General features: G+C 71.5%; 14 protein-coding genes and 2 pseudogenes. 11 read left to right on the top strand and 5 right to left on the bottom strand.

The features are described 5' to 3' along the window. From FIV43_RS22615 to FIV43_RS14520, 3 genes are all read right to left on the bottom strand, one after another. Window positions 1–645: a helix-turn-helix transcriptional regulator gene (locus FIV43_RS22615; protein ID WP_141014708.1), complete on the bottom strand. Its 645-nt coding sequence runs from the start codon at window positions 643–645 to the stop codon at window positions 1–3. A 64-nt stretch (window positions 646–709) separates the two neighbouring features. Next, window positions 710–904: a response regulator transcription factor gene (locus FIV43_RS22610; RefSeq protein WP_231123410.1), complete on the bottom strand. Its 195-nt coding sequence runs from the start codon at window positions 902–904 to the stop codon at window positions 710–712. A 20-nt stretch (window positions 905–924) separates the two neighbouring features. Further along, a complete protein-coding gene (locus FIV43_RS14520; protein ID WP_231123409.1) occupies window positions 925–1356 on the bottom strand; it encodes a response regulator in 432 nt (143 codons plus the stop codon). Between the two features lie 121 nt (window positions 1357–1477). Between FIV43_RS14520 and FIV43_RS14515 the strand changes: the two genes are divergently transcribed. Genes FIV43_RS14515 through FIV43_RS14505 form a run of 3 tightly spaced genes read left to right on the top strand, consistent with a single transcriptional unit; the run spans window position 1478 to window position 5433 of the window. Continuing rightward, the gene (locus FIV43_RS14515; RefSeq protein ID WP_141014707.1) at window positions 1478–3535 is read left to right on the top strand and encodes an MDR family MFS transporter; all 2058 of its coding nucleotides are present in this window, start codon (window positions 1478–1480) and stop codon (window positions 3533–3535) included. A 39-nt stretch (window positions 3536–3574) separates the two neighbouring features. Continuing rightward, window positions 3575–4651: an LLM class F420-dependent oxidoreductase gene (locus FIV43_RS14510; RefSeq protein ID WP_141014706.1), complete on the top strand. Its 1077-nt coding sequence runs from the start codon at window positions 3575–3577 to the stop codon at window positions 4649–4651. Beyond that, window positions 4648–5433 carry an SDR family NAD(P)-dependent oxidoreductase gene (locus tag FIV43_RS14505; RefSeq protein WP_141014705.1) on the top strand — a complete coding sequence of 262 codons (786 nt, stop codon included), beginning with the start codon at window positions 4648–4650 and terminating at the stop codon, window positions 5431–5433. Before FIV43_RS14510 ends, FIV43_RS14505 begins: the two co-directional genes overlap by 4 nt. Window positions 5434–5462: 29 nt before the next feature. Here the strand turns inward: FIV43_RS14505 and FIV43_RS14500 are convergent, their stop codons facing one another. Then, window positions 5463–6191 carry an LLM class flavin-dependent oxidoreductase gene (locus FIV43_RS14500; RefSeq protein ID WP_196780821.1) on the bottom strand — a complete coding sequence of 243 codons (729 nt, stop codon included), beginning with the start codon at window positions 6189–6191 and terminating at the stop codon, window positions 5463–5465. A 165-nt stretch (window positions 6192–6356) separates the two neighbouring features. Here FIV43_RS14500 and FIV43_RS14495 point away from each other — a divergent pair, with 165 nt between their 5' ends. Beyond that, window positions 6357–7175 (top strand): hypothetical protein, encoded by an 819-nt coding sequence (locus FIV43_RS14495; protein WP_141014704.1) that lies wholly within the window; start codon window positions 6357–6359, stop codon window positions 7173–7175. Continuing rightward, window positions 7148–8032 carry an SDR family NAD(P)-dependent oxidoreductase gene (locus tag FIV43_RS14490; RefSeq protein ID WP_196780820.1) on the top strand — a complete coding sequence of 295 codons (885 nt, stop codon included), beginning with the start codon at window positions 7148–7150 and terminating at the stop codon, window positions 8030–8032. The genes FIV43_RS14495 and FIV43_RS14490 overlap by 28 nt, the downstream gene beginning before the upstream one ends. 152 nt (window positions 8033–8184) lie before the next feature. Here FIV43_RS14490 and FIV43_RS14485 read toward each other — a convergent pair whose 3' ends face one another. Continuing rightward, a complete protein-coding gene (locus FIV43_RS14485) occupies window positions 8185–8712 on the bottom strand; it encodes a nuclear transport factor 2 family protein (RefSeq protein WP_141014703.1) in 528 nt (175 codons plus the stop codon). A 157-nt stretch (window positions 8713–8869) separates the two neighbouring features. On the opposite strand from FIV43_RS14485, the pseudogene FIV43_RS14480 reads away from it, so the two are divergent. The 6 genes and pseudogenes from FIV43_RS14480 to FIV43_RS14455 all read left to right on the top strand — a co-directional run bounded on the left by FIV43_RS14480 (window position 8870) and on the right by FIV43_RS14455 (window position 15421). Then, a pseudogene (locus FIV43_RS14480) lies at window positions 8870–10380 on the top strand (CoA-acylating methylmalonate-semialdehyde dehydrogenase). Between the two features lie 9 nt (window positions 10381–10389). Continuing rightward, entirely contained in the window at window positions 10390–11532 is a 1143-nt protein-coding gene (locus FIV43_RS14475; RefSeq protein WP_141014702.1) for an acyl-CoA dehydrogenase family protein, read from the top strand. Next, the gene (locus FIV43_RS14470) at window positions 11529–12632 is read left to right on the top strand and encodes an enoyl-CoA hydratase/isomerase family protein (protein ID WP_141014701.1); all 1104 of its coding nucleotides are present in this window, start codon (window positions 11529–11531) and stop codon (window positions 12630–12632) included. The genes FIV43_RS14475 and FIV43_RS14470 overlap by 4 nt, the downstream gene beginning before the upstream one ends. A 3-nt stretch (window positions 12633–12635) precedes the next feature. Next, window positions 12636–13516: pseudogene (mmsB, locus tag FIV43_RS14465) on the top strand (3-hydroxyisobutyrate dehydrogenase). Beyond that, window positions 13513–14295, top strand: a complete 783-nt coding sequence (locus FIV43_RS14460; RefSeq protein WP_141014700.1) for an enoyl-CoA hydratase — start codon at window positions 13513–13515, stop codon at window positions 14293–14295. Before mmsB ends, FIV43_RS14460 begins: the two are co-directional and overlap by 4 nt. Window positions 14296–14419: 124 nt before the next feature. Then, window positions 14420–15421 carry an IS481 family transposase gene (locus FIV43_RS14455; RefSeq protein WP_141014699.1) on the top strand — a complete coding sequence of 334 codons (1002 nt, stop codon included), beginning with the start codon at window positions 14420–14422 and terminating at the stop codon, window positions 15419–15421. Window positions 15422–15470: the final 49 nt, after the last annotated feature.

The raw sequence follows: 15470 nt of genomic DNA, 5'->3' as shown, positions 1-15470 counted from the left end.
TCAGCCGGTGGGCTCGTCGACCTCGATCTCGAGGCCGTGCTCGAGCACCCAGGCCACCGCCTGGGTGCGGCGGTCGGCACCGATCTTGCGATAGCCGGTGCGCAGGTAGGTCTTCACCGAGTTCACGCTGAGGAAGAGCCGGGCACAGATCTCCTGGTTGGACAGCCCCGCCGCGACCAGGCGGAGCACCTCGAACTCGCGCGCCGAGAGGTCGTAGGCCACCTGGACCTGGTCCTCCAGCGTCATCGGCGAGTCCCCGCCCCGGAGCTCGGCCTCGACCCGGGCCCGTCGGTGCGCGGTGCCCAGTTGCACCAGCACCTCGACCAGCTCGGGCGGCGCCAGACGCTTGGAGAGGCGGATCGGCGGCGCCGCGTCGCTGCGGCCGATGACCGCACGCCAGGAGTACACGGTGGCCGGCACCCGGTGCCGCTCGGCCAGTGTCCGCACCTGCTCCTGCTGGTCGGCCCGGAGCCCGATCGGCTCGTAGAGGACCACGTCCAACGGCTGTCCGGCGGGCTGCTCGTCGGCCGTGCTCGGCACCAGCCGGACCCGCTCCTCGAACGGGGCCAAGGCGGCGGACAGTCCGAGGCGCGCGATGGCGTAGGCGTCGACGATGGCCACGTGGACCGGGGGCGGTGAGGACACCACCGAAAACTAGTGCTCGGGGTGACTCCCGGCTGCCCCTGACGGCTCCCCCATTGGGGTGAAGTCAGGCTCCGTTGAGGGTGTGTCGGGTGTGATCGGGCTGGAAGCCGTGCTCGACCCCCCAGAGCACCGCCTGCGCCCGGTTGGTCACGCCGACCTTGCGGTAGAGCGTCCGCACGTAGGTCTTCACGGTGTTGACCCCGATGAACGCGCGTTCGCCGATCTCCTGGTTGGTCAGACCCTGACAGATCAGCGCCATCACCTCGGCCTCGCGGGGGCTCAGCCCGATGTCCTCTCCCGGCCAGCGTCCGAACCGGTCGTCGGCGAACTCCGGCTCCGGCGAGACGAGCTGACCGGCGTGCACCCTCTCGATCGCGTCGACGAGACCGTCGGCCGAGATCCCTTCGGGACATAGCCGCACGCGCCGAGGTCGAGCGCGCGTCGTACCAGGTCCTCGTCGACGTTCCAGCTGAAGATCAGCAGCTTGGCCGAGTCGCGGACGAGCGCGGTCACGTCGAGGGCGTCCCCCTGGGCCTGGCCGAAGGTGTCGTAGAGGATCACGTCGACGTCGCTGGCGACCGGCATCCCGCTGTCCAGCTCGACTACGTCGATCCGGTCCGGATACCGCGCCAGCACCGCGGCGACGCCGGCCACCACGATCTCGTAGTCGTTGACGACGGCGACACGCACCGGGGGTACCTGCGAGGACATGGCCCAAGATTAGTATCCGGCGGCCCCGGCGCGGGAACTGCAGGAATCTGGGGCGGGCAAGACCTTCCCAGGACCCGCGCGGGCGAAGAGACTGCGAGCAACCGATCTCGCTGGAGGTGCGATGTCCACCACGCTCGCCGAGCCCGCCGGAGCACCGGCCCCTCCGCCGCCGGAGGTCGGGCGCACGTTGTCGGGTCGGGCACGCACCATCGCGTTCTCCACGATCGCGCTCGGGATGCTGCTCGCCGCGCTCGACGGGACCATCGTCGCGACGGCGCTGCCGACGATCGTGGGCGACCTCGGCGGCGGCAACCACATGGCGTGGGTGGTCACCGCCTACCTGCTGGCCCAGACGGCGGTGACCGCGGTGGTCGGCAAGCTGGGCGACCAGTTCGGCCGGAAGACGATGTTCCAGGTCAGCGTGGTCGTCTTCATCGTCGGGTCCGCGCTGTGCGGCGCGGCGCCGGGGATGGCGTGGCTGATCGTCTCCCGGGCGATCCAGGGCCTGGGGGCGGGTGGCCTGACGGTGACCGCGATGGCGCTGATCGCCGACATCATCCCGCTGCGCGAGCGCGGCAAGTTCCAGGGTGCGCTCGGTGCGGTCTTCGGGGTGGCCACGGTGATCGGGCCGTTCCTCGGCGGCCTCTTCACCGACAACCTGAGCTGGCGGTGGTGCTTCTACATCAACGTCCCGCTGGCGATCCTGGTGATCATCGTGGCCGGGCGCACGATCCCGCACAGCACCCCCGTCCGCCGGCCGCGGATCGACTTCCCCGGCATGCTCGCGGTCTCCGTCGGGGCGGGGGCCCTGGTGCTGGCGACCAGCTGGGGCGGCACCGAGTATCCGTGGGGCTCCTGGCAGATCATCGGGCTCTTCGTGCTCGGCGTCGTGGTCCTCACCGGCTTCGTGCTGATCGAGCTGCGGGCGGTCGAGCCGATCCTGCCGATGCGTCTGTTCGGCTCGAAGGTCTTCGCCTACTGCAGCGCGCTGAGCTTCGTCGTGGGCTTCACGATGATGGGCGCGATGACGTTCCTGCCGACGTTCTTCCAGTACGTGCTCGGTGAGAGCGCCACCGTGTCGGGCCTCTCGATGCTGCCGATGGTGGTCGGGCTGATGACCACCTCGATCACCGCCGGCAACGTCGTCGGCCGGACCGGCCGCTACAAGATCTTCCCGGTGGTCGGCACCCTGGTGATGGCGGTCGGCCTGGTGCTGCTCTCCACCATGGACCCGGACACCTCGAAGTGGGTGACCGACGCCTACCTGTTCGTCCTCGGGCTCGGCATCGGGCTCAGCATGCAGGTGCTCACCATCATCGTGCAGGGCTCCGTGCCCTACGCCGACCTCGGTGTCGCGACCTCCGGGGTCACCTTCTTCCGGACCATGGGCGGCGCCTTCGGCACCGCGATCTTCGGCACCCTCTACACCAACTTCCTGACCGACCGGATGCCCGCGGCCCTGCGGGAGGCCGGCGTCCCTCCCGACCAGGTCAGCACCCCCGCCGCGCTGCACGCCCTCGGCGACCAGGTGATCCGCCCCATCGTCGAGGCGTACGCCGAGGCGCTCGGCGCGGTCTTCCTCTACGCCGCCCCGGTGGCGCTGATCGCCTTCGTCCTCGCCCTCCTGCTGCCGCAGGTGAAGCTCGCCGACAGCCTCGCCCCCGAGGCCAACGACATGGGTCAGGCCTTCGCCGCACCGGAGGCGCAGCCGAGCGCGGACCTGCTCGCGCGCCAGGTGACCACGGTCCTCTACGGACGCGGGAAGGACCGGATGATCGAGGTGCTGGAGTCGGACCGGGTCCCGGTGCCGGCGGGCTGGGCGTGGGGGCTGGCCCAGGTCTACGGGCTCACCGAGGCCGGCCGTCCGGCCGACCTCGCGATCATCGCCCACTCGCGGCGGATGCCGGCCGGTGCCCTCTCGCCGCTCTTCGAGCGACTCCTCGATGAGGGCTACCTGGACGGGAGGATGGACGACCTGGTGCTGACCGAGACCGGACGGGCGACCATCGAACGGGTCCGCGACGCGCTCGTCGAGTGGATCATGGAGCGGCTGGACACCCCGCCCGACGATGTCGCCGAGGTGGGGTCCGCGGTCGCCGCCGTGGCCCGCCGGGTGGTGGTGGAGCGGATCGACAACCCGATCGATCTGCCGCTGCTCCCACGTTCCGCGGTCTCCTAGGGTGTCCGGGACGGGTCAGTGACGGGGAAGGTGGGACGCATGCGACTGGGCATGATCATCAACTACGCCGGGGAGTTCGGCGAGACGGTCGAGCTGGTGCAGGACTACGAGCGCGCCGGGCTGGAGCTGGTCGGGATGCCGGAGGCCTACTCCTTCGACGCGGTCAGCGCGCTGGGCTACCTGGCGGCCCGCACCGAGCGGGCAGCGCTGATGAGCACGATCCTGCAGATCTACTCGCGCACCCCCACGCTGACCGCGATGACGGCGGCCGGCCTGGACTACGTCTCCGGCGGCCGGTTCGTGCTGGGCCTCGGTGCCTCCGGCCCGCAGGTGGTGGAGGGCTTCCACGGCGTCCCGTACGACGCCCCGCTCGGTCGCACCCGCGAGGTGGTCGAGATCTGCCGCCAGGTGTGGCGACGCGAGCCGGTCGTGCACGAGGGCAAGCACTACAAGGTGCCGCTGACCAAGGAGGACGGCGGCTCGGGGCTGGGCAAGCCACTGAAGCTGATCAACCACCCGGTCCGCGCCGACATCCCGGTCTCGATCGCGGCGCTGGGGGAGAAGAACGTGGCCATGGTCGCCGAGATCGCGAACGGCTGGCAGCCGATCTTCTTCCACCCGCAGAAGTTCCGCGCCGCCTGGGGGGAGTCGCTGGAGGCCGGCTTCGCCCGCCGCGACCCCGCGCTCGGAGAGCTGGACATCCAGCTGCAGACCAGCTTCCTGCTCGGGGAGGCGACCCCGGAGGCGGTCGGCGCGGTCCGCAACCAGCTCGCGCTCTACATCGGCGGGATGGGCGCGCGTGGCAAGAACTTCTACAACGCACTGGCCTGCCGCTACGGCTACCAGACGGAAGCGAAGGAGATCCAGGACCTCTACCTGGACGGCCGGAAGGCCGAGGCTGCCGCGGCGGTCCCCGACGACCTGGTCGACTCGGTGGCCCTGATCGGCTCCGAGGACGTGATCCGCCGCAAGCTGGCCGAGCTGGACGAGGCCGGGGTGCGCACCCTGCTGATCAACCCGGTCGCCGCCGACCCGGCGGACCGGATCGCCCAGGTGCGCCGGCTCTCCGAGCTGATCGCCGAGCGCGCCGCCACGTCCGCGGGGGCGTCGGCGTGAGCGCCGGGGACACCTACCCCACCCCGCACGCCTCGCTGGACCTGAGCGGTCAGGTGGCACTGGTCACCGGGGCGAGCTCGGGGCTCGGCGACCGGTTCGCCCGCACCCTGGCGGCGGCCGGGGCGAAGGTCGCGGTCTGTGCCCGCCGCGCCGACCGGCTCGACCGGCTCGTCGCCGACATCGAGGCGGCCGGTGGGGTCGCTGTCGCCGTACCGCTGGACGTGACGGACGCCGCGGCGATCACCGACGCGGTCGACGCGGCCGAGGAGGCGCTGGGGCTGGTGACCATCCTGGTCAACAACGCCGGGATGCCCGACGCACAGCTCGCGCACAAGATGAGCGTGGAGTTCGTCGACACCGTGATCGGGACCAACCTGCGCGGCCCGTGGCTGCTCGCCACCGAGGTCGCCCGGCGGCTGCTCGCTGCGAAGAGCCCGGGGCGGATCGTGAACATCTCCTCGATGGCCGGCTTCCACACCATCGGCAGCGGTGCCGCGCTCTACGCCACCACCAAGGCAGCGGTGAACCGGATGACCGAGGCCCTCGCGGTGGAGTGGGCGGGCCGCCACATCAACGTGAACGCGATCGCCCCGGGCACGTTCCGCTCGGAGATGATGGACGGGATGGTCGAGCGGATGGGCGACTTCTCCGGGGCCCTGCCGCGGCAGCGGTTCGGCGAGCCGTCCCAGCTGGACAGCACGCTGCTCTACCTGGTCTCGCCGGCCTCCGAGGCGGTCACCGGCACCGTGGTGAAGGTCGACGACGGGCAGCTGCCACGCTGAGGCCGTGACCGGTGGTGGGCGCGGCTACCTCAGCTGAGCGCGCCCGCGAGCACCGCGACCTGTCGCGGGTCGTCGCTGGTGGGGATCAGCTGCACCTCGTCCGCGCCGATCTCGGCGAAGCCGGCCAGCACCTCGCGCAACTCGTCGACGCTGCCCGCGAACCCGGACGCCGGCGCCATCGCGTCGACGAACTCGGGCGGGATCCAGTTCATGTAGTGGCGCAGGTGGCGGTGGATCTGGCCGCGTGGGTCGTCACTGGTCTCCGCGAGCGCGAACCAGAACGACGTGGTCAGTCGCGGCGCCGGCCGCCGCGCGGCCGACCAGGCCTCGCGGGCGACGTCGAACAGCTCGGCGGTGGCCGCGAGGTCCAGGTCGAGGCTCATCCCGGCGAGCCCGTCGGCCCAGCCCGCCGCGCTCGCCGCGGTTCGGCGGCCGTGGCTCCCGATCAGCAGCGACGGTCCCCCGGGTCGGTGCGGCGGGGGACCGACGGGCAGGGTCGCCCCGGTCAGGTTCTCGCCGGCCCAGACCCGCTGCATCGTCCGGACCCGGTGCTCGAGGTCGGCGATCCTGCGCGTGGACCAGTCCGCGCCCACCGCCGCATAGTCCTCCTCGCGACCGCCGACACCGAGCCCGACCGTCAGTCGCCCGTCGCAGAGCCGGTCGGCGGTGGCCAGTGCCTTCGCCAGCAGCACCGGGTCGTGCAGCTGCGGCACCACGACGGTGGTGGTGATCGGGACCCGGGTGGTCCAGGCGGACACCGCCCCAGCAGGGTGAGCAGGTCCGGGTTGTCGAAGGCGATCCGCTCCCCGAAGGCCAGCGAGGCGAACGGGCCGGCATCGATCTGCTCGGCCCACGTCCGCAGCGTCGCCGGGGCGATCGCGGGCTCCATCACGGGCAGGGTCAGTCCGATGTCGGGCAGGCGCATGCGGCTCACTGTGACAGCCGTCTCGCTGACCGGCACCGGCGCCACGCCCCGGGACGCCCGGCCCGGCACGATGGGGCCGGTGAGCCACCCGACCGCGCCGGACCCCGACCGGACGCTGCGCGGACTGGCCGACGTGCGACGGGTCTTCCTCTCCTTCCCGGAGGTGACCGACCCGTCGCGGCACGCCGACTACAACGCCTGGCACCAGTACGACCACCTGCCACAGAACCGGGCGCTGCCCGGCGTCCGGCACGGCGAGAGGTGGGTGCGCTCGCCGCGGTGCCGGGTCTCCGGGGTCTCCGAGACGAGCGAGGGCGACCCGCTGGCCGCGGACCTCGATGCCGCGCACTACCTGGCGATGTACTGGTTCGCCCGTCCCTCCCGGCCCGCGATCGAGGAGTGGCTCGAGCTCGGCTCCCGCACCGCCGAAGTGGGTCGGCGGCCTGAGCTGGAGTGGACGCGGCGGCGGTTCACCGGCTTCTTCGAGCCGGTCGCCGGCGCGGTCGCGGACGGGGTCCGGGTCGGCGCGGGCGCCGTACCGCTGCTGCCGCACGCGGGCATCGTCCTCGACGTACGACGCAGTCCGGCCGTGGAGCCGGCGGCGGTGCGGGAGTGGGCCGGTGTGCCCGGTGTGCACGGCGCCTGGGCGTTCGTCGGGGTGGGCCGGGCGGACGGACTGGTGGTGACGATGGCGTGGTGCGCGGCGGACCCGGTGACCGTCGCGCAGGCGTGCCCGAGCCCGCCCGGCGGCCTCCTGCGCACGCCGCTGGCCGTGATCGAGCCCGAAGCGTGGGACTGGTTCGACGCCTCCCGCTGACCGGGAGCGGACAGGGGCTCCAGGGCCCCGCGGCCGCGAAGGTGGTCCGGCACGACGCCGGCGCACCGGCGAGCGACGACGCGGCGCTGCCGCCTGGACTGGAGGATCCGATGACCCGACTGCAGGACCGCGTGGCGGTGGTGACCGGTGGAGCCGGCGGGATCGGGCGCGCCCTGGTCGACGCGTTCCTGGCCGAGGGGGCGAAGGTCGTGCTGGTCGACCGGGCGGTCGAGCAGGGCGAGCGGGTGGCGGCCGAGCTCGGCGATGACGCCGCGTTCGTCGGCGGCGACGTGGGCGACCGTGCGATCGCGGAGAAGGCGATCGGCGTCGCGGTCGAGCGGTTCGGCCCGGTCTCGATCCTGGTCACCTGCGCCCAGGGATCGGTGCAGAGGCCTTTCGTCGAGCAGAGCCGGGACGACCTCGACGTCGCGATGCGCAGCGGACTGCTGCAGACCTGGAACTTCCTGCAGGTGGCCCACCCGCACCTGAAGGAGACCCGCGGGTCGGTGATCACGTTCGCCTCCGGTGCCGGTCTGGACGGGATGCCGACGCAGTCGTCGTACGCGGCCGCGAAGGAGGCGATCCGGGGGCTGAGCCGCACCGTCGCCTCGGAGTGGGCGCGAGACGGCATCCGGGTCAACACGATCTGCCCGGTGGCGGCCACGGAGGGTGTCCGCGCCTGGGCCGAGGCGTTCCCGAAGGACTACGAGCGCACGGTGGCGAAGAACCCGATGGGCCGTTGGGGCGACCCGCGTGAGGACATCGCCCCGATCGCGGTCTTCCTGGCCAGCGACGACAGTCGCTACATGACCGGCCAGACCCTGATGGCCGACGGCGGCACCCAGAAGCTGCGCTGAGCGCGGGCCGTCACGCCGGCGGGGACGGTCGTCGGGGGTGGCCGGTCGGTGGTGGCCGGTCGGTGGGGTGAACCTGTCGTCGGGGTGAACCTGTCGGCCGAAACCCGCACGACACGCCGAGGCGCCCCGGCGTGTCGTGCGGGTTTCGCCGGTCAGCCGGTGAAACCCGCACCGTGCTCCGCCGGCAGCCCCACTCCCGTCACCCCCGCCGCGAGCAACACCCGCGACTCCTCCCGCCCGTCGAGCACCCGGGTGGTGCGGTGGCGGATCCGCCATCCGTCGGCACCCTCACCGGTGCGGACCAACGAGAACAGGTGGGCGCCGGCGCGGGCCAGGAAGAACTTCTCCTTGTGGTGCACGACGAGCACGGAGTGGCACACGGCGCGGGCGGTGTCCCCGTCGACGGTCACGTGCGCCGGCCCGAGGAAGTGGGCTGCGCCGCGGGCGATCAGGCCCTGGTGCGCCTCGCCGGCGACCATCGCCCGGACGGCCTCCTGGTCGCCCATGTACATCTCGTCAACGTCGTAGACGCCGTCGGTGGTCCACAGCGCGGCGACCTCGTCGGGCACGCCCGCGTCGACGAGCGGGCCGTAGGCGGCGACGAGCCGGCTGATCGCCTGCTCGTCCTCGAGCCGGGCCAGTCGTGTCTCCAGCGCCTCCAGGCGCGCCTCGATGCTCATGGGGTCGATTGAAACCGCCCGTCCTGCCGGGTCGGGTCCCGGCTCCCGGTGACCGAGAGGGTCGGACCGGGGGCGGCGTACCCCTTCCCTGTTCCGGCCTCCCGTGCAATAGTTGGAAGTCCAAGCAGTTACTAGGGTGTCAAACGAAGGGTTTCCCATGGTCAACCGGATCGGTCACTACATCGGCGGCAAGCGCGTGGCGGGCACGTCGTCGCGCACCTCGGACGTCTTCGACCCCAACACCGGCACCGTGCAGGCGCAGGTGGACCTCGCCGGCACCGACGAGGTGCAGCACGCGATCGCGGTGGCCGAGGCCGCGCAGCGCGGGTGGGCCGCGACCAACCCGCAGCGCCGCGCCCGGGTGCTGGCGAAGTTCATCGCGCTGGTCAACGACGAGATGGAGGACCTGGCCCGGCTGCTCTCCGCCGAGCACGGCAAGACCGTCCCGGACGCCAAGGGGACATCCAGCGCGGGCTCGAGGTGATCGAGTTCGCCACCGGGGCCCCGCACCTGCTCAAGGGTGAGTACAGCACCGCCGCCGGCACCGGCATCGACGTCTACTCGATGCGTCAGCCGCTCGGCGTGGTCGCGGGCATCACCCCGTTCAACTTCCCCGCGATGATCCCGCTCTGGAAGGCCGGTCCGGCGCTGGCCGCCGGCAACGCCTTCGTGCTGAAGCCCTCCGAGCGCGACCCGTCCGTCCCGCTGCGGCTCGCCGAGCTGTTCACCGAGGCCGGCCTGCCCGACGGCGTCTTCAACGTGGTCAACGGCGACAAGGAGGCGGTCGACGCCCTGCTCCACGACGAGCGGATCCAGGCCGTCGGGTTCGTCGGCTCCACCCCGATCGCGGAGTACATCTACTCCACCGCGACCGCCAACGGGAAGCGCGCGCAGTGCTTCGGCGGTGCCAAGAACCACATGATCGTGATGCCCGACGCCGACCTGGACAAGGCCGCCGACGACCTGATCGGCGCGGGCTTCGGCTCCGCGGGCGAGCGCTGCATGGCGATCTCCGTCGCGGTCCCGGTCGGCGAGGAGACCGCCGACGCCCTGGTCGCCAAGCTCAAGGAGCGGATCGGCGGGCTCCGGGTCGGCCACTGCCACGCCGACGACAGCGACTACGGCCCGCTGGTCACCGCCGAGGCCAAGCAGCGCGTCGTGGACTACATCGGCATCGGTGAGAAGGAGGGCGCCGAGCTCGTCACCGACGGCCGCGACCTGGTGGTCGACGGCTACGAGGACGGCTGGTTCGTCGGCCCCACCCTCTTCGACAAGGTCACCGAGGACATGCAGATCTACCGCGAGGAGATCTTCGGGCCGGTCCTCTCCATCGTCCGCGCCGCCGACTACGAGGAGGGACTGCGCCTGGCCAACGAGCACGAGTACGGCAACGGCGTGGCCATCTTCACCCGCTCCGGCGCCAGCGCCCGCGACTTCGCGGCCCGGGTCAACACCGGCATGGTCGGCGTGAACGTGCCGATCCCGGTGCCGATCGCCTACCACACCTTCGGCGGCTGGAAGCGCTCCGGCTTCGGCGACCTCAACCAGCACGGCCCCGACTCGTTCAAGTTCTACACGAAGACGAAGACGGTCACGCAGACCTGGCCCAAGGACGAGGCCGGCGACAGCGTCGCCGGGTCCAGCTTCGTCATCCCGACGATGGACTGAGCGGCAGTGATGCTCGAGGACAACGAGGAGACCCGGGCGGTCGTCCAGGCCGTCCGCAAGTTCGCCGAGAGCGAGCTCGCCCCGCACGCGATCGCCTGGGACCGGGACAAGCACTTCCCGGTCGACGTGATCAAGCGCGCCGGCGAGCTGGGCCTCGGCGGGATCTGGATCGCCGAGGACGTGGGCGGCTCCGGACTCACCCGGCTCGACGGGGTGCGGATCTTCGAGGAGCTCGCCCACGGTGACCCGTCGATCGCGGCGTACCTCTCGATCCACAACATGGTCACCTCGATGATCGACAGGTTCGGCAGCCCCGAGCAGCGTCAGCGCTGGGTGCCCGCCCTCGCCGGGCTGGACCATCTGGGCAGCTACTGCCTCACCGAGCCCGACGCCGGGTCGGACGCCGCGGCGCTGCGCACCACCGCCCGCCGGGTCGAGGGGGGCTACGTCCTCGACGGCGTCAAGCAGTTCATCTCCGGCGCCGGCACCTCGGACGTGTACATCGTGATGGCGCGCACCTCCGACGACGGCGCCCGCGGCGTCAGCGCCTTCATCGTGGAGAAGAACGCCGAGGGGCTGAGCTTCGGCGCCAACGAGGACAAGATGGGGTGGAACGCCCAGCCCACCCGCCAGGTGGTCTTCGAGGGGGTCTTCGTCCCCGACGACCAGCGGCTCGGTGAGGAGGGTCGCGGCTTCACGGTCGCGATGTCCGGTCTCGACGGCGGCCGGATCAACATCGCCGCCTGCTCCCTGGGCGGCGCCCGGTTCGCGTTCACCGCCGCCCTGGACCACCTGCGCACCCGGGAGGCGTTCGGCACCGCGCTGATCGAGCAGCCCACCCTGCAGTTCCGGCTCGCCGACATGGAGACCGGGCTGCAGGCCTCCCGCGGGCTGCTGCACAACGCCGCCGCCGCGCTCGACGCCGGCCGCCCCGACGCCACCAAGCTGTGCGCGATGGCCAAGCGGTTCGTCACCGACACCTGCTTCGACGTCGCCAACGACGCGCTGCAGCTGCACGGCGGCTACGGGTACCTTCGCGAGTACGGCCTGGAGAAGGTGGTCCGCGACCTGCGGGTGCACCAGATCCTCGAAGGCACGAACGAGATCATGCGGCTCGTGGTGGGCCGCGCCCTGGTACGGGAGGTTGCATGAGTTCACCCCACGGCGACGTCGACAGCGTGGAGCCGCCGGTGCTGATCCGTCGGGAGGGGCATGCGGCGTACGTCGTACTGAACCGGCCGAAGGCGATCAACGCGCTGACCCACGAGATGGTCGGCATCATCCGGTCCGCGCTCGAGGAGTGGGCGGACGACGACGAGGTCCGCACGGTCGTCCTCACCGGTGCCGGTGAGCGGGGACTGTGCGCCGGCGGCGACATCGTCGCGCTCTGGCGCGACGCCAAGGCCGGCGGCACCGAGGCCGCGGAGTTCTGGGCCGACGAGTACCGGCTGAACAACCTGGTCAAGCACTACCCGAAGCCGTACGTCGCGGTGATGGACGGGATCGTGCTCGGCGGCGGCATCGGACTCTCCGCGCACGGCAGCATCCGGGTGGTCACCGAGCGCTCGTCCATCGGCATGCCCGAGACCGGGATCGGGTTCCTGCCCGACGTCGGCGGCACCTGGCTGCTCTCCCGAGCACCGGGCGAGACCGGCACCCACCTCGCGCTCACCGCAGGGTCGGTGAAGGCCGGCGACGCGCTCGCGATCGGGATGGCGGACCACTTCGTGCCCAGCGAGCGGTTGCCCGCACTCCTGGACGCATTGGCGACCAAGGACGCCCGGGAGGCGGTGGTCGCGGTCTCCGACCCGGCTCCGCCCTCGTCGCTGGTCGCCGCCCGCACCTGGATCGACGCCGCCTACGCCGGCGACGACGTCGCCGTGATCCTGGACCGGCTGCGTGCGCGGCCGGAGGAGGACGCACAGAAGGCCGCCGGGAAGGTCGCCGCCAAGTCGCCGACGTCGCTGGCGGTCACCCTGCACGCCCTGCGCGAGGGTGCCCGCTACAAGGACCTCGCCGAAGCGTTGGACACCGAGTACCGCCTCGCGCTGCGGTTCCACGCCCACCCCGACTTCGTGGAGGGGATCCGGGCCCAGGTGGTCGAGAAGGACCGCAACCCCCAGTGGCACCCGACATCGGTCGGCGAGGTGGGCCCCGACGACGTCGCGGCGTTCTTCGCCCCGCTCGGTGACGCCGAGCTCGGCCTCGCCGCGTCGCTCACCGGCACCACCGCAAGCACGGACAAGGAGTAACGGATGAAGATCGGATTCCTCGGACTCGGCAACATGGGTGGCCCGATGGCCGCCAACCTGGTCGGGGCGGCCACGCCGTCCTCGGCTACGACCCCGTCGAGGCCGCCCAGGCCGCCGCCCGGGATCACGGCGTGGAGGTGGTCGACACCCCGACCGCAGCGGTCGCCGACGCCGATGTCGTGATCACCATGCTGCCCAACGGCGCCCTGGTCCTCGCCACGTACGACGAGGTGCTGCCCGCCGCCCGCCCCGACACGCTCTTCATCGACTCCTCCACGATCGCCGTCGACGACGCCCGCGAGGCCTCCGCCCGGACCGCCAAGGCCGGCCACCGGTTCCTGGACGCCCCGGTCTCCGGCGGCGTGGTGGGTGCCGAGGCCGGGTCGCTGACCTTCATGGTCGGCGGCGCCGAGGAGCACCTGGAGGCGGCGCGTCCGGTGCTGGACCCGATGGCGGGGCGGATCGTGCACTGCGGCGACACCGGCAACGGCCAGGTCGCCAAGCTCTGCAACAACCTGATCCTGGCGATCTCGATGGTCGGGGTCAGCGAGGCGGCGGTGATGGGCGAGCGACTCGGCCTGAGCCACCAGGCGTTCTACGACGTCATCTCCACCTCGGCCGGTCAGTGCTGGGCGCTCAACGTGAACTGCCCGGTGCCCGGCCCGGTGCCGACCAGCCCGGCCAACCGGGAGTTCACGCCCGGCTTCGCCACCGCCCTGATGAACAAGGACCTCGGGCTGGCGATGGCGGCGTTGGAGTCCACCGGCACCGACGCCCCTGTCGGCACGCTGGTCGCCGACCTCTATCGTGCGTTCGCCGAGGGCGGTGCGGGAGGACTCGACTTCTCCGCCATCATCAACCGAGTCCGCCAGGAGACCGCGTGAGCGAGCAGACCCACCAGACCATCATCGTCGAGACCGACGGCCGCGTCGGGACGATCACCCTCAACCGGCCGAAGGCGCTCAACGCGCTCAACCAGGAGCTGATGCACGAGGTAGTCGCCGCGGCCGAGGCGTTCGACCGGGACCCCGGGATCGGCGCCATCCTGCTCACCGGCTCCGAGCGCGCCTTCGCCGCCGGCGCGGACATCAAGGAGATGTCGGCGCAGGGCTATCAGGACGTCTACCTGAACGACTTCTTCTCGCTGTGGGACCGCTTCGCCGCGGTCCGCACGCCCGTGGTCGCCGCGGTCTCCGGCTATGCGCTGGGCGGCGGCTGCGAGCTGGCGATGATGTGCGACATCCTGCTCGCCGCGGACTCGGCCAAGTTCGGCCAGCCCGAGATCACCCTCGGCACCATCCCCGGGATCGGCGGCTCCCAGCGGCTGACCCGTGCGGTCGGTAAGGCCAAGGCGATGGACATGATCCTCACCGGCCGCCAGATGGACGCCGAGGAGGCCGAGCGCGCCGGCCTGGTCGCCCGGATCATCCCGGCCGCCGACCTGCTCGCCGAGGCCCAGGGGGTCGCGGCGAAGATCGCGTCGATGTCGCTGCCGGCCGCCTATGCGGCCAAGGAGGCGGTGCAGGTCGCCTTGGAGACGACGCTGGCCGAGGGTGTCCGCTTTGAGCGCCGCACCTTCCACGCCACCTTCGCCTTCGACGACCGCACCGAGGGCATGAGCGCGTTCGCCGAGAAGCGCAAGCCCACCTGGACGCACCGCTAGTTGTGATGCCCAGGCACGTTGGTCGCGATCCTGCGACGACACGGTCTGACCTGTAGGTGGACGAAGGCCTCCCCGGTGTGAAGTGGAGCTGTCTAGGAACCGCTCCCCACCGCAGGAGGCCTTCGTGTCACACGCTACCCACGCCAACGCTGCCCTGACCCCTCGCGCCCGGCTCAAGCTTGCACGTCTGGTCGTCGATCACGGTTGGCCGCCAGCTCGCGCAGCTGAGCGCTACGACGTCTCGTGGCGCACCGCGAAGAAGTGGGCCGACCGGTACCGCGACGAGGGTCCGGCCGGGATGCTGGACCGGCCCTCGGCACCGCACCATCAACCGAACCGGACGCCGGCACCGGTTGTGCGAAAGATCGTGCACCTGCGCTGGAAGCAGCGACTCGGCCCGGTCGAGATCGCCGACCGGCTCGGGATGGCGTCCTCGACCGTGCACGCGGTTCTGGTCCGCTGCCGGATCAACCGGCTCTCCCACATCGACCGCGCCACCGGGGAGCCGATCCGTCGCTACGAGCACGAGAAGCCAGGCGACCTGATCCACGTCGACGTCAAGAAGCTCGGCCGGGTCCCTGACGGTGGAGGCTGGCGCTACGTCGGCCGTCAGCAAGGCGAGAAGAACCGGGCCGCGACACCCGACAAGCCCCGAAACAAGTGGCGCAACCCGCTTATCGGGACCTGCTACCTGCACACCGTCATCGACGACCACTCCCGCGTCGCCTACGTCGAGGCCCGCGACGACGAGACCAAGGAGACCGCGACCGATGTCCTCAAGAACGCGGTCGCCTGGTTCGCCGACCGTGGTGTGAGCGTGCAGCGAGTGCTCAGCGACAACGGCAGCTGCTACAAGTCGAACCTCTGGAAACAGACCTGTGCCGACCTGGGCATCACGCCGAAGAAGACCCGGCCCTACCGTCCGCAGACGAACGGGAAGATCGAGCGCTTCCACCGGACCCTGGCCGAAGGCTGGGCCTTCAAGAAGTTCTACAAGTCCGAGTCAGCCCGGCTCGCAGCTCTGCCAGCATGGGTCCACGAGTACAACCATCACCGGCCCCACTCGGCAATCGGGAAGGCGGCGCCCATCACCAGGTTGGACAACCTGGCTGGGCATCACAGCTAGTCCGCCAGCCGTCCCGGGGTCGGCGCCGCTGGCGTCGGCCCCTCAGGCG

This window comes from Nocardioides sambongensis, from assembly GCF_006494815.1.
Taxonomy (GTDB): Bacteria; Actinomycetota; Actinomycetes; order Propionibacteriales; family Nocardioidaceae; genus Nocardioides; species Nocardioides sambongensis.
Note: the sequence above shows the minus strand (reverse complement) of the source record. Positions and strands in the feature narration are given on the sequence as shown.

What these genes read in the sequence shown, in the direction of transcription:
- FIV43_RS22610 (WP_231123410.1), bottom strand. Translation starts at nt 904, where the DNA reads ATGGCGCTGATCTGTCAGGGTCTGACCAACCAGGAGATCGGCGAACGC.
- FIV43_RS14520 (WP_231123409.1), bottom strand. Translation starts at nt 1,356, where the DNA reads ATGTCCTCGCAGGTACCCCCGGTGCGTGTCGCCGTCGTCAACGACTAC.
- FIV43_RS14515 (WP_141014707.1), top strand. Translation starts at nt 1,478, where the DNA reads ATGTCCACCACGCTCGCCGAGCCCGCCGGAGCACCGGCCCCTCCGCCG.
- FIV43_RS14510 (WP_141014706.1), top strand. Translation starts at nt 3,575, where the DNA reads ATGCGACTGGGCATGATCATCAACTACGCCGGGGAGTTCGGCGAGACG.
- FIV43_RS14495 (WP_141014704.1), top strand. Translation starts at nt 6,357, where the DNA reads ATGCGGCTCACTGTGACAGCCGTCTCGCTGACCGGCACCGGCGCCACG.
- FIV43_RS14485 (WP_141014703.1), bottom strand. Translation starts at nt 8,712, where the DNA reads ATGAGCATCGAGGCGCGCCTGGAGGCGCTGGAGACACGACTGGCCCGG.
- FIV43_RS14475 (WP_141014702.1), top strand. Translation starts at nt 10,390, where the DNA reads ATGCTCGAGGACAACGAGGAGACCCGGGCGGTCGTCCAGGCCGTCCGC.
- FIV43_RS14470 (WP_141014701.1), top strand. Translation starts at nt 11,529, where the DNA reads ATGAGTTCACCCCACGGCGACGTCGACAGCGTGGAGCCGCCGGTGCTG.